This is a genomic window from Neobacillus sp. DY30, assembly GCF_030123065.1.
In the GTDB taxonomy this organism is placed as follows: domain Bacteria; phylum Bacillota; class Bacilli; order Bacillales; family Cytobacillaceae; genus Neobacillus.
Genome location: NZ_CP126093.1, coordinates 1,086,791 through 1,100,560 on the forward strand (window position 1 = coordinate 1,086,791; position 13,770 = coordinate 1,100,560).

At 38.4% G+C, this 13,770-nt stretch carries 15 protein-coding genes; 14 read left to right on the top strand and 1 reads right to left on the bottom strand.

The genetic code is table 11. The features are described 5' to 3' along the window. The first annotated feature begins 48 nt into the window (after positions 1-48). From QNH29_RS05120 to QNH29_RS05180, 13 genes are all read left to right on the top strand, one after another. Positions 49-1,215 carry an HD-GYP domain-containing protein gene (locus tag QNH29_RS05120; protein WP_283863766.1) on the top strand — a complete coding sequence of 389 codons (1,167 nt, stop codon included), beginning with the start codon at positions 49-51 and terminating at the stop codon, positions 1,213-1,215. A 132-nt stretch (positions 1,216-1,347) separates the two neighbouring features. After that, a complete protein-coding gene (locus tag QNH29_RS05125) occupies positions 1,348-2,544 on the top strand; it encodes a hypothetical protein (protein ID WP_283863767.1) in 1,197 nt (398 codons plus the stop codon). A gap of 140 nt (positions 2,545-2,684) precedes the next feature. Further along, positions 2,685-3,767: a hypothetical protein gene (locus tag QNH29_RS05130; RefSeq protein ID WP_283863768.1), complete on the top strand. Its 1,083-nt coding sequence runs from the start codon at positions 2,685-2,687 to the stop codon at positions 3,765-3,767. Beyond that, complete coding sequence (locus QNH29_RS05135; protein WP_283863769.1) at positions 3,754-5,943, top strand: molybdopterin oxidoreductase family protein; 2,190 nt, start codon at positions 3,754-3,756, stop codon at positions 5,941-5,943. Before QNH29_RS05130 ends, QNH29_RS05135 begins: the two co-directional genes overlap by 14 nt. Beyond that, on the top strand, positions 5,944-6,504 hold the full coding sequence (locus tag QNH29_RS05140; RefSeq protein WP_063253156.1) for a 4Fe-4S dicluster domain-containing protein: 561 nt from the start codon (positions 5,944-5,946) through the stop codon (positions 6,502-6,504). A gap of 12 nt (positions 6,505-6,516) precedes the next feature. Then, on the top strand, positions 6,517-7,041 hold the full coding sequence (locus QNH29_RS05145) for a QcrA and Rieske domain-containing protein (RefSeq protein ID WP_283863770.1): 525 nt from the start codon (positions 6,517-6,519) through the stop codon (positions 7,039-7,041). Beyond that, positions 7,031-7,222, top strand: coding sequence for a hypothetical protein (locus QNH29_RS05150; protein WP_283863771.1), 192 nt, complete (start codon positions 7,031-7,033; stop codon positions 7,220-7,222). Before QNH29_RS05145 ends, QNH29_RS05150 begins: the two co-directional genes overlap by 11 nt. Next, the gene (locus QNH29_RS05155; RefSeq protein WP_283863772.1) at positions 7,215-7,526 is read left to right on the top strand and encodes a hypothetical protein; all 312 of its coding nucleotides are present in this window, start codon (positions 7,215-7,217) and stop codon (positions 7,524-7,526) included. Before QNH29_RS05150 ends, QNH29_RS05155 begins: the two co-directional genes overlap by 8 nt. Further along, on the top strand, positions 7,513-7,785 hold the full coding sequence (locus QNH29_RS05160; RefSeq protein ID WP_283863773.1) for a hypothetical protein: 273 nt from the start codon (positions 7,513-7,515) through the stop codon (positions 7,783-7,785). Before QNH29_RS05155 ends, QNH29_RS05160 begins: the two co-directional genes overlap by 14 nt. A gap of 30 nt (positions 7,786-7,815) precedes the next feature. Beyond that, the gene (locus QNH29_RS05165; protein WP_283863774.1) at positions 7,816-8,469 is read left to right on the top strand and encodes a sensor histidine kinase; all 654 of its coding nucleotides are present in this window, start codon (positions 7,816-7,818) and stop codon (positions 8,467-8,469) included. Between the two features lie 21 nt (positions 8,470-8,490). Beyond that, entirely contained in the window at positions 8,491-9,144 is a 654-nt protein-coding gene (locus QNH29_RS05170; RefSeq protein ID WP_283863775.1) for a response regulator, read from the top strand. 15 nt (positions 9,145-9,159) lie between these two features. Next, complete coding sequence (locus QNH29_RS05175) at positions 9,160-9,612, top strand: GAF domain-containing protein (RefSeq protein ID WP_283863776.1); 453 nt, start codon at positions 9,160-9,162, stop codon at positions 9,610-9,612. A gap of 12 nt (positions 9,613-9,624) precedes the next feature. Continuing rightward, positions 9,625-10,680 carry a PAS domain-containing sensor histidine kinase gene (locus tag QNH29_RS05180; protein WP_283863777.1) on the top strand — a complete coding sequence of 352 codons (1,056 nt, stop codon included), beginning with the start codon at positions 9,625-9,627 and terminating at the stop codon, positions 10,678-10,680. A 162-nt stretch (positions 10,681-10,842) separates the two neighbouring features. Here QNH29_RS05180 and QNH29_RS05185 read toward each other — a convergent pair whose 3' ends face one another. Next, positions 10,843-12,501, bottom strand: coding sequence for a glutamine--tRNA ligase/YqeY domain fusion protein (locus QNH29_RS05185; protein ID WP_283863778.1), 1,659 nt, complete (start codon positions 12,499-12,501; stop codon positions 10,843-10,845). Between the two features lie 164 nt (positions 12,502-12,665). On the opposite strand from QNH29_RS05185, the gene QNH29_RS05190 reads away from it, so the two are divergent. Then, the gene (locus tag QNH29_RS05190; protein ID WP_283865538.1) at positions 12,666-13,649 is read left to right on the top strand and encodes a Gfo/Idh/MocA family protein; all 984 of its coding nucleotides are present in this window, start codon (positions 12,666-12,668) and stop codon (positions 13,647-13,649) included. Positions 13,650-13,770 lie beyond the last annotated feature (121 nt).

Here is a 13,770-nt window from a genome sequence, read left to right on the forward strand (position 1 = left end):
TCATAACGAATCATATAATAAACATGTGTGAGAAATACGGAGGAATATATGATACCGCATGAAGAAAAACAAACCGTAAAAGGATATTTATTAATATCTTATATTTTAATAATTGGCTGGGATGTATTTTACTACTACTTTAATCCTAAGTATGTTGGAAAAAATGAAGCCATTGGGCTTCCTAATAATATATGGTACCTTAATTATATCGTGTTATTTGTAGTACTGGCCATTGCATATTATTTAAATAAGGTAAATCTACAAAATCGCATTAAATATATATTTATTATCAGTTATTTAAGCGTATCTTTTCTTGTTGATATAGTTTCCTTTCACGGAAATAATGACGGATATACAAGTGGGAATGTGGTAGAAATATTTCTAATCCTATCATTGCCAATATTCTTAAATACCAGATACTTTTGGTTAGTTACAATTGGATTTACCTTAAAATACATCGCAACGGGAGTTTTATTAAAAACATCCCTAGTAGTCGTACCAATAGTATTAATTGCAATTTTATCTGGACTATCATTCTTTTTATTAGTCCGCTTTCAAGGGTATGTCCGTGCGCTTAGCAGTTCCTATGATAACCAATTGGAGGGAATTGTAAAAGGTGTAATTGCTACTCTCGAATTAAAAGACCCGTATACTAGAGGACATAGTGAGCGTGTTGCGAAATATGCGTTAATGTTTGCGAATGAAATCGGAAAGTTCTCAAAAGAAGAACAAAAATCTTTCTACTATGCTTGTTTACTCCATGATATTGGTAAAGTGAATATTCCTGATCAAATTCTAATGAAACCTGGAAAACTTACAAATGAAGAATTTGAGATCATCAAGTCTCATCCAGTAGTCGGTGCTGAAGCGGTTAAGGATGTGGAAGGAATAAAGAATAGTATTTATGTGATCCGTTCTCATCATGAACGTTGGGATGGTAAAGGGTATCCCGATCAATTAAAGGGGGAAGAAATACCTTTACTAGCTAGAGTTTCTGCAATTGCTGATGCATTTGATGCGATGACTTCATCTAGGTCATATCGGGATGCATTGCCATATGAAGAAGCGTATAACCGAATAATCAAAGGACAGGGTTCACAATTTGATCCTATGCTTGTGGAAAAGTTTAAAAAGATTTTCCCAGCATGGATTAAATTTCATCAAAATTATCCTTGGTCAGAAAAATGGGAATTACATAGGGAGGTGGAGAAATGAAAATCCGGAAACTTAAAAAGGTAAAAACAACTTGCTGGTGGTGTATTTACGTAGGAAAGTAATAAAGCAGGATGCAAGCGAAAGCCTTGCATCCTTTATTTTTCATAATTTAGTGGAGGAGCGGCCTTTTAGATGAACATAACACTCCATTCGCGTATTTCTATTGTTCCTATTGATATTCACAAAGATAAAAAGCATTATATCGTCGAGGACAAACTTACTGGTGAGTTTTATGAAATGCCAGAAATATGTATTGAAGCAATTAATAGGATAAATCAAGGTTTTCGCCTAGGTGAAATTGAAACAACACTTATGGGGAAATTCCCAAAAGAAGAGGTAAATCTAATCGATTTTGCCAATCAGCTTTTTGAGATGGAATTGATTGATCAGATTGATGGTGTAAGGATTGAAAAAAAACAAATTTCAAATGAGCAATCCGAGATGTTATGGGTTTCCCCTAAATTAGGTAAATTCTTTTTTAATAAGTTTACTGTTCAAATATATAGTGTAATATTCGTATTAAATATAGCAATTTTCATTGTTAATCCTTCTTTATTTCCCCGCCGTGATGATATTTTCGTTTTTGATATTATGTTCGTGAATGTAATTGTTTGGATGTCGTTCAGCTTTCTTTTTGTGTTAATTCACGAATTTGGTCATGTACTGGCTATTAGAGCACACAATCTTCCAACTAAAATGGAAATTGGCCACCGAATGTTTTTTGTAGTGTTATTAACAGATATGTCTGCAATCTGGAAATTGCCGCCTAAGGACCGAAACATTCTTTTCTTAGGAGGACTGTATTTTGATTCAGTTCTGCTTTTTATAGCACTAATTGTCCAGTTGTTTTTTTCAAATGGGCCCTTTCTTATCGTTGGCTTAATGCAACTTGCCACTTTTGATATTGTATTGAGAATGATATTTCAATGTTGTATTTATATGAAAACAGATTTGTATTTTTTATTTGAGAACGTTTCTGGCTGTTACAACTTGATGGAAAATGCAAAGCATGCCATTAGAAAACAGCTTTCATTCTTAAAATTAAAGCCAATGGATGAAGAGGATGAGGTTGTTTTTGCTGGTGAAAAAATGGCGGTTAATACTTATACAATTTTCTACTTTTTAGGGTTTATGGTAACGATTGTCTTATATTTTATGTATTTTATTCCACAAATGATTCAAGTAGGAATAAAGCTGCTTCCTGGATTTGTACAACCCCCTACGAGCTTGCTATTCTGGGATGCTCTTGTTTTTTCATTACAAGTGGGCATTTTTATTTCTTTTCTTCTATATTCTTGGCGAAAAAAATATCTTCTTAATAAGATGTGACAGAGATTTGTCTAAAATTGATTTAATAAGGGTTTTTTCCCCGACAGATGGGGGAGTTCCCCTATATAGATAACACTAACGAATTTCTTACAATAAGAGTAAGAAAACTCGTTAGTGTTATTTTTTTAGGAGGAGCTCAAATGCAGACTAATACTTCAAGCAATAAAAAAACAGGACGCTCGTTCGATAATGCGTTTGCGTCCAAATTTGCGAAATCAATGTTTTTATCGGTATCTGCTATTGTTATTCTATCTTTTATTGCGACTAGAATGTTTACACACGTTGATTTAAATCTATATGGATATATGGTGGGAACGATTGTGTTTATCGGAGGATTTTTCTACCGCTTTATCGCGTGGGGCGAAAGACCGCCAACTAAAATCTTCATCAAAAAAGGTTTAAAGCTTCTAAAAAGAAAAAGTACGCCTAAAACAGCTGTTAATCATTTAGCCATCTATGATTTTATTAAAAATCGCGGGCTATATCGCTGGATACAGCATATTTTAATCGGCTGGGGATGTGTCCTTGCATGTTTGGTTACCTTCCCGCTCGTGTTTGGCTGGATGTATTTTACGATGGATGATAATGGCTACTACACGATCGTTTTAATGGGAATGAACTTAATAGAGGTAAAAGCGGATGGAATCATCGCTTGGTTCTCCTATAATGCATTAAATATTGCCGCTATTATGGTAACAGCAGGTGTATGTATGGCATTACGCCGCCGCTTAAAAAACATGCAGGCAAGAGCAGAACAAAAGTTTATCTATGATTTCCTGCCGCTTTATCTATTGTTATTTATTTCGATCACAGGTCTTTTATTAACCGTTCAAAATGTATTCTTACATGGCTGGATGCAGCCGCAAATGTCATTGATTCACCAGTTTTCAGTTATCGTAACGCTAATCTATCTGCCATTTGGAAAGCTCGCACATATTCCATTCCGTCCAGTAAGTGTTTTTGCAAGAAATTATCGCGAACATTACGGCGAACAGGCAATGAAAGAATGTAAAGTGTGCGGCGATCATTTCGTATCAGTGGAACAATCCAATGATGTAATAAATGTACTTGGCGTAAATGCTATGGAATTTAATATGCAGGATGGCTTTAACCTAGCTGAATTGTGCCTTCCATGCCGAAGAAAATACAGAATTTCTAGATTCTCTGGAATCGCAACGCACCAAGTGAAGGTCAAGGAGGCTAACCAGAATGCAAGAGGTTAATTTTAAGAACGAAAGAGATAAATATTTTAAAGAAATAGATAACTTAAACCATCCAAATGAAACTTTAGTTAAAACACACTGCAGCTATTGTGCGATGCAATGTGGAATGAACTTAAGGGTAAATACCAAAACAAACAAAATTATCGGAGTGGAGCCGCGTTATGATTGGCCAGTTACTCTTGGTAAGATGTGTCCTAAAGGTGTTACTGCTTACCAGCAGGTTAATCATAAAGATCGTTTATTAAAACCGTTAATCCGCGATGATAAATCATTAAAGGGAACGAACAAAGGTTTTCGTGAAGCAAGCTGGGATGAGGCATATGACCTGATTGTTAAAAAGTTCAAGGAAATTCAAGCTGCATATGGAAAAGATTCACTCTCAGTATATAGCGGTGTTTCCATGACGAATGAAAAATGTTATTTAACAGGTAAATTTGCTCGTGTAGGACTGCAAACACGCTACATTGATTATAATGGACGTTTCTGTATGGCAAGTGCAGCCGGTGGATTAAATCGTTCTCTAGGTATTGATAGAGGTTCAACAGTTCCTTGGACGGATGTACATGAGACAGATTGTATCTTTCTTGCAGGAAGCAATACCGCTGAATGTCATCCAACATCCATGTTTCGTATCTGGGCAGTTCAAGAAAGAGGCGGCTATGTAATTGTTGCTGATCCTCGGGAAACACCTATCGCTAGAAGAGCCGATCTGCATTTAGATTTAAGGCCGGGAACAGACCTTGCGTTAGCAAACGGGATTGTAAATTTACTGATACAGAATGGCCATGTTGATGAAGAATTTGTCAATAATCACACCAATGGTTTTGAAGAAACAAAGCAGCTTGTTAAAGAATTTACACCAGAATATACAAGCGAACTGACTGGTGTGGCACCAGAAAAAATTATCCGTGCAGCAGAACTTTATGGAAAAGCACCGAATGCCATTGTTATGTTTGCAAGAGGCATTGAGCAGCAAGTTAAAGGGGTAGACAACGTTTCTGCCTATACAAATATGGCTCTAATTACAGGAAAAATTGGCCGTCCTAAATCAGGTGTTGCAACGATCACAGGACAAGGAAACGGTCAAGGCGGCCGTGAGCACGGACAAAAGGCAGATGCACTGCCTGGCTATCGAAAAATTGCTTATCCGGAACATGTGGAGTACATTTCTAAGGTTTGGGGAATTGAACCGGAAGAAATGCCAAAAGAAGGTGTTTCGGCTTATGAAATGTTTGGATTAATGGAACAAAAGACGATTCGTGCCCTTTACCTATTATGTTCCAATCCTGCCGTTTCTGCACCGAATTTAAATTATGTGCGCGAACAGATGAAAAACTTGGACTTTATGGTTTGTGTTGACTTTTACCTTTCTGAATCTGCCGAATTCGCTGACGTCGTACTTCCTACAACAACTTGGGCGGAAGATGAAGGGACCACAACGAATGTAGAAGGCCGAATTATCAAGATTAATAGAGCACAAATGCCGCTGGGAGAAACGAAGCCAGACTGGCAGATTCAAGTAGAAATCGCAGAGCGTATGGGACGCGGTAAATATTTTTCGCACTTGAAAACGTCAAAAGATATCTTCAATGAACTTCGTGTTGCTTCAAAAGGCGGCACAGCTGATTATTATGGAGTAACTTGGGAAAAGATTGACAAACAAGATGGCGTGTTCTGGCCATGTAAAGACGAAAGTGATCCAGGAACACCACATTTGTTCCTAGATAAAAAATTCTATCATCCAGATGGCAAAGCAAAAATCTTTGCCTTGCCTTACAGACCAGCAGCAGAAGAACCGGATCAAGAGTATCCGCTTCGGTTAACTACTGGTAGAGTAGTGTATCACTATCTGTCAGGCAATCAAACTAGAAGAATACAATTCTTGCGTGATATGAGCCCTGAACCTTTTGTAGAAGTACATCCAGAAACAGCAGAAAAATATGGAATTAATCATGAAGAAAGAGTCCGCCTTTTTACAAGAAGGGGAGAGGCTATTTATCAGGTAAAAGTAACCGAGGCCATTCGTAAGGATACCGTGTTTGTTCCTTACCACTGGGGCCATGAAAAATCTATCAATCTTTTGACCATTGGCGCACTTGATCCTATTTCAAGAATGCCAGAATTTAAAGCTTGTGCAGCACAGATAGAAAAACTAGAACTAAAGAAGGTGCAGTAAATGAAGAAGAGGTTATATCTTGAACTTGAAAACTGTATAGGCTGCCGCTCTTGTTTGGCTGCCTGCACACAGTGCGGCGGGCATGAGGAGCGTAACCGTAACTATGTATACGATGTTAACCCGCTGGTTAACCGACAAACTATGCCTCTAATGTGCCTTCACTGTGTGAATCCAGCATGTGCTAGAAGCTGTCCGGCACAGGCAATCCAAATCCATGAAACAGGGGCCGTTCTTTCGGCTCTTGTTGAAAAGTGCATTGGCTGTCAAAACTGTACAATTGCCTGTCCATACGGTATTCCTAAATTTGATACAGAGCAAAATCTCATGTATAAATGTGATCTTTGTATTGACCGCACAAAGGACGGAATCCCTCCAATGTGTGCAAGTGTATGTCCGTCAAATACCTTGCAGTGGTTAACGGATGAGGAAATTGAAGCAAAGCAAAAGCAATTTAATTTAGATAATGGTAAATGGGTAACAAGCATGCCTTATTTAGAAGGCGAAACAAATGTTAGAGTGAATCTCCCTGGTATCTTGCAGGGTGTCACAAAATTGTTTTAGGAGGGATTAACCATGACAGATAAAAATACTAAAATCCCGTTCAATGAAGATAACTATACACATAATATAAACCGCAACAATGAAAGAAAACTGGACCGCCGTGGTTTTATGAAGACCTTGGTTGGTGCTGCCGGAGTGTTCGCTGTTTCCTCCCTTCCATGGGGAGCAGTAGCCGCAAAAGAACTCATTGGTTTAGGAGATAAGAAATATCCGAAGCAAAAGATTGCTGACGTAAGTGCGATTCCTGTCGGGGATGCCGTTGATTTTCATTTCCCTGGTGAGCATGATAGTGCGATTTTAATTAGGCTGTCCGAAAATAAATATGTGGCCTATCAAAATGCCTGTACACATCTACGCTGCCCAGTGTTTTGGCAAAAGGATGAAGGCGATTTGCTCTGCCCTTGCCATCACGGGAAATTTGATGTTGAAACAGGAGCACCGACTGCAGGGCCGCCAAGACGCCCGCTGCCAGAGATCCATGTAAAGGTTGAGAACGGCGCTGTTTATGCCGTGGGGGTGAAACGATATGAAGCGTAGTTACCTTCCTGTTGCCCTTCTTCTTGCTGTATTAATGCTGAATATTATTGTTACACAATATATGGTTCATCAATATTTTTATGAGAATTATGTTAATACCATTGTGGCAGGAGTCATGAATGTCGTATTATTTCCACTCGCGTTTCTCATCTATAAAAAAGGTGTGAATGTAAATGACTAGTGAAACGTATCTTGATTTTTGTTTTGTGCGCAAACAATCAGGCAGCTTTTCTAATGAGATTGAAGAAATATTAAAAGAGACATTTGGAAAGAAACGTTTGAATTGGTTTTTAGAGGAAAAGACCATTGAGGGTGCTGAAATGGTGATTGCCGAGGTAAAAGGGATGAGTGATTGGAATTCAGAAGAAGAAACAATAAATTTCCTTGAACAAAATGCAGGCGATAAGTTTTGGGAGTATCTTCAAGGTTATAAAATGTTCATCTATCCTGTAAAGAGAGGGTGTAATAGCTGTGGAACTCATTAATTTACAGGAACTGCGGCGATTTGCCGGCGCCTCTGTTGAGATCACAGTGCATAATCAACAAGGCGGGGATCAAGCACCAGCTATAAAAAAGAAAATAGAAAAAATAGAGTACTGTCCGGACCGTACGCATGTCCGCTTCTATTTTGATAAATTTAATTTTATAGCGGTTCCCCTTGCCAGTGATATCGCTCAATCCGAAACATTATTCTCCGCATCCGACGCTAATAGCGGGTTAACCTATACAGTTAGCATCATTTAGTTTTAAAAAAAGGGGAAAGGAGGGAAGGTAATGGAATACTCTGCACCAAAAAATCATATTAGTTCCTATATCATTCAAGCACAGGAGGAGGAAATTAAAAGAATTTCCCTAGAGCTTCATGAAGGTGTAGGACAAAATTTATTCAGTATTTTAACTGGTTTAAAATTGGTTGAATCTGGAATAAATGAGGCTTATTATAAAAATTATCTACATGAAATGACTCAGCTGATTGAGAAAACCATGCAGGAAATTCGATTACTTTCCGTCGAACTGTACCCTCCTGCTCTTACTACTCTTGGATTACTTCCGGCCATTAAGAGTTATATTAAGGTTTACACGTCAACTTTCGGAATTTTAGTTGACGTGACCTCCACAGGAGAAGAAAAGCATATTCAAGAACAAAATAGTGTAGCGGTGTTTCGTGTTTGTCAGGAGGCTCTTGCAAACATTGCCAAATATGCTGATACATCAAATGTAAAGATGGATCTAACTTGGGGTAACAGTGAATTAATAATAACTATCTTTGATTTTGGTAAAGGCTTTCAAAAAGAGGACGTAGAAAAGAACCCTTATACACTTGGAATGGCTGCAATGAAGGAGAGAATGCTTCTGACTGGCGGACAGTGTGATATTTCCTCTAAAATAGGAGAAGGTACATCTATTGAAATATCTCTTCCTATTTAGAGAGTAAAGGGGAGTCTCCATTTGATTAAGATCTTATTAGTTGATGACCATGCAGTGGTAAGAAGCGGGTTAAAAATGCTGTTAAATACAAATCCTGAAATTGAAGTAGTCGGAGAAGCTTCTGAAGGAAATGAAGGAATTAAAAAAGCGTTAAAACTTAAACCGGATGTTGTAGTAATGGATTTAAGCATGCCGCATGGTAAAGATGGATTATCGGCGACGGGAGAATTAAAAAAACAGATGCCTGAAGTTAATATCCTGATTTTAACAATGCATGATGATGAGGAATATTTATTCCGGGCTGTTCAGGCTGGTGCATCTGGCTGTATTTTAAAGAGTGCTCCTCATGATGAGTTAATGTCTGCAATTGAATCCGTTGCCAATGGAAACGCCTACCTCCATCCTGCTGCAACAAAGCGATTAATGGAAGAATATCTTGGAAGCCTTAAACATGGCAACAATGATACCTATAGTTTATTATCAGATCGAGAAAAAGAAGTCCTTACCCTGATTGCAAAAGGATATTCCAATAAAGAAATTGCTGAACAGTTAGTGATTAGTGTAAAAACGGTAGAAACACATAAAGGGAATCTAATGGAAAAACTTCAGATGAAAACCAGACCGGAATTGGTGGAATTCGCCGTTAAGAAGGGATTATTAGGTTATGGTATTTAAGGAGTATTTTCTAGGATGACCAAGTTCAAGGGAATGTTACGAATAAACGACGTGTGTGAAGAATTAAAGAAAAGAATTAATTGTGAATTTGTTGCGTTAGCCCTGCAAAATGAGGTAGGTCCTGATGTAAGGTGGCATTACGCTTTAGGTAATTTAAATGAGAAATATAAAAGAATTACCGTCCGGTTTGGAAAAGGAATTGCTGGGAAAATTATTTCGAGCGGCAGTCCAATGATGGTAATTGACTTCCCAAATGATATTTATGGTAAGGTGACAGATCATCCTATTATGCTTGCTGAGAAACTAGTTTCCTGCTATGCAGTGCCTTTATTTTTTAACTCTTTACCAAAGGGTGTTCTGCTAGTTGGAAAAAGGGAAAAATACACATTCTCCGAAGACGACCAAGAAATGGTTCAGGATGCTGCCTTAGAATTAGAGCAGATATTACAAAACCAGATAATAGGCTAGAGGAGGATATGTATGGAGAAGGACCAGCAGCAGCGTGAATTTGCAAACCTTGAATTAGAATTAAAAAAATCAGTCCAGGAATTATTAGATATAAAGTTTGCCCTTGATGAATCTTCAATTGTGGCGATAACGGATTCAAGGGGGACCATTACATATATTAATGATCAATTCAGCCAGATATCCAAATATCCAAGGGAAGAGCTTCTTGGACAGGATCATCGAATATTGAATTCTGGATACCACCCTGACAATTTTTTTAAGGAAATGTGGAGAACAATTGGCTCTGGGAAGGTTTGGAAGGGCGAAATTTGCAACAGGGCAAAAGATGGTACCTTTTACTGGGTGGATACAACCATTGTTCCGTTCATGAATGAAAAGGGAAAACCCTATCAATATTTAGCAATCCGCTATGAAATTACAGAACGGAAGCGGGTTGAGCAAGAATTACAGAAAATGATGACCACAATCATCGATGTTCAGGAAGAAGAACGAAAACGTCTATCACGTAATTTACATGACGGAATCGGGCAGAACTTATATAGCCACCTCATTACCATCAATCGTCTGCTTTCCGAAATGGACCATCCTCTGCTTTTGCAAATGCAGAAAGAAGCCACCCAGCTAATAGAGGAAATTCGAGATATTTCATGGGAATTGCGCCCCTCTGTATTAGATGATCTTGGACTAGTTCCTGCGATACGTTCTTTTCTATCACGTTTTTCGGAAAACTACCATATTGATGTTTTTTTTGAGTGTGTACTAAATCGCCGCTTAGACATCAGCATTGAACTAACGATATACCGTATCATTCAAGAGGCATTAACGAATATTCGCAAGTATGCAGAAGTCTCCGAGGCAGCTGTCACCATTAGAGAAATGGATCAAATGATTAGAGTGATGATTGAGGATAAAGGGTTAGGATTTGATGTGGATTCTCAATCCCGTGGTGTTGGTCTTTTCAGTATGGATGAAAGAGCACGAGCTGTAGGCGGGGAACTTACCATTAACTCTTCACCAGGCAAAGGAACAAGGGTCATTCTAGAAGTTCCATGTACCACGAAAATATAAAAAGAAGAACCAGGCAATTGAGCCTGGTTCTTTTTCATTATGTCTAGCTCCAGCGCCTAGGGGCTCGGGTCATAAGCCAATCCGTCAAGAAGGTAAAAAACAACCTTCTCGCCGGCTCGTCTTATGCCTGTCGCCCCTGTGCAGGCGCTTCCGCATTTCATTCTATATTTTAAATGAACTTTTTAAGGAAACGATTCTGTTGAAGACCAGCTTATCAACGGTAGTATGCTTTGGATCAACATTGAAATATCCGTGTCTAAAGAATTGAAATTTATCGTGCGGCATACTTTCTCTCATATTAGGTTCCACAAATCCCTGTAATACCACAAGTGATTCAGGATTTACATGATCAAGAAAGGTTTTTTCTTCCTCATCACTTTCCTCTTCAGTTTTATCAAGGATCAGCGGTTCGTATAAACGAAACTCTGCTGGAACTGAGTTGGTTGCTTCCACCCAATGAATGGTGCCCTTTACCTTACGGCCGGTAAAGCCAGTGCCGCTTTTGGTTAGAGGGTCATAGGTACAGCGGAGTTCAATGACTTCACCGTTAATATCCTTGATTACTTCTTCACATTTAATGAAATAGGCATGTTTAAGGCGAACTTCATTACCAGGGAAGAGACGGAAATATTTAGCCGGAGGATTTTCCATGAAATCGTCTTTTTCAATGTAAATCTCGCGAGAAAATGGAATTTTCCGCATACCCATTTCTGGAACCTCAGGGTTAATCTCTGCATCCAGTAACTCAATTTGACCTTCTGGGTAGTTGGTGATAACTACTTTTAAAGGATTTAGAATTCCCATAGTTCGTGGTGCCTTTAACTTTAAATCTTCTCTAACAAAATGTTCGAGCATTTGTGAATCAACAGCTCCCGAACCTTTCGATACACCTGTTTCGCGGACAAAATTACGGATGGATTCAGGGGTAAACCCTTTGCGTCTCATTCCAGAAATAGTCGGCATCCGCGGGTCATCCCAGCCATCAACAAACCCTTCATCAACAAGCTGCTTAAGTTTCCTCTTGCTCATTACCGTGTTGGTTACGTTTAAGCGGCCAAATTCAATTTGCTGCGGCGTACTATCCATTTCGCATTGTTCTACTACCCAGTTATAAAGTGGCCGTTGATCTTCAAATTCCACAGTACAAATGGAATGGGTTACGTCTTCAATTGCATCCTCTAAAGGATGAGCGAAAGCGTACATCGGATAAATACACCACTTATCACCAGTGTTATGGTGTGTAGCGTGAGAAATTCGATAAATGACAGGATCACGTAAATTGATATTAGGAGATTTCATATCAATTTTTGCACGAAGAACCTTTTGTCCATTTTCAAATTCTCCGTTGCGCATACGTTCAAATAAATCTAGATTTTCCTCCACCGAACGGTCACGATATGGGCTCTCTTTACCTGGAGATGTTAATGTGCCGCGGTATTCACGGATTTCATCAGCGGACAGGTCATCTACGTATGCCAGTCCTTTTTTAATTAATAGCACAGCACGTTTGTACATTTCTTCAAAATAATCAGAAGCAAAGAATAAGTTATCCCACTCGAATCCAAGCCATTTCACATCTTCTTTAATCGAGTTTACATATTCGACATCTTCCTTTAACGGATTGGTGTCATCAAATCGTAAATTGGTTTTTCCGTTAAATTCATCTGCTAATCCAAAGTTAATAATAATGGATTTAGCATGGCCGATATGTAAATATCCGTTTGGCTCTGGAGGGAAACGAGTGATAATTTTATCGTGCTTACCGGATTCCAAATCCTTAATCATAACATCTTTTATAAAATTAGAACTTAGATTTTCCACTCTATTCGACCTCTTTTCTCAACTATACTACTTATAAATAACATAAATATTGATATTTTTCCATTGTACCCAACAATTCGAAAGAAAAATAGTGAAATTGGTAAAAAGTAAGGAAAAAGGCTACAATAGATGCTTGTAGAAGGAAAGAAAGGGGATTTTATATGATTAAGTTAGGTACAGTAGGAACAGGGTGGATTACAGAAGCCTTTATAGAGGCAGCAAAACTGAGTGGAAAACTAAACTTAACGGCTGTCTATTCCCGGACAGATGAAAAAGCCAAAGAACTTGCCCATAAATATCATGCAGCACACTATTTTTCAAATCTAGAGGAAATGGCAAAAAGCACTGAGATTGAGGCTGTTTATATTGCTTCCCCCAATTCAGTTCATTTCGAACAGACAATTACTTTTCTAAAACATAAAAAGCATGTTATTTGTGAAAAACCAATCTTTTCAAATCCAGCTGAATTGGAAATAGCATATCGAACAGCCGAGGAAAATGGGGTTTATTTATTTGAGGCTATTCGCAATATCCATACCCCTAATTTTCATATCCTAAAGGAAAAAATCGGTCTGGCTGGAAATTTAAGAAGTGCCATGCTCCCATATATTCAATATTCTTCTAGATATGACGCGTTTTTAAGAGGAGAAAACCCAAATATCTTCACTAGTACTTTTTCTGGCGGTGCACTAGTGGATTTAGGTGTATATCCGCTGTATTTAGCCATTGGGCTTTTTGGGGAGCCAAAAAGTATCGCCTACACACCTGTAATCCTATCAAGTGGAGTAGATGGCAGCGGTACACTTCTGTTAGAGTATCAAGACTTTGTCTGTACGATTCTTTGCTCTAAAATATCACATTCAGTTATGCCATGTGAAATCCATGGTGAAAAGGGAACCTTCGTCCTTGAGGATGCCGCGCCGATATCCGAAATAAAATTCATCGACAGCCATACGAAAGAGAGCGAAATTTTAAGCGTTCCCCAAGAGGAACAAAACATGGTCTATGAATGCATAAATATCGCCGAAATCATTGAAACAAGAGACGATAGCCAATATGAAAAGTTAAAGGAAATGAGTAAGATTGTGCTAAGAGTGACCGAAGAAGCGAGGAAACAAAACAACATTGTCTTTGGGGTAGAACGGTAGACTAATTTGTAGCGCAATCTATTGAAAATTACTTGAATGGAGCTTGTATTCCGACAGAATAGAGCAAATTCACTTCGAACTGTCAGAATGAAGTCGCCCCGCGATTTAAGAGGTTTAAAAT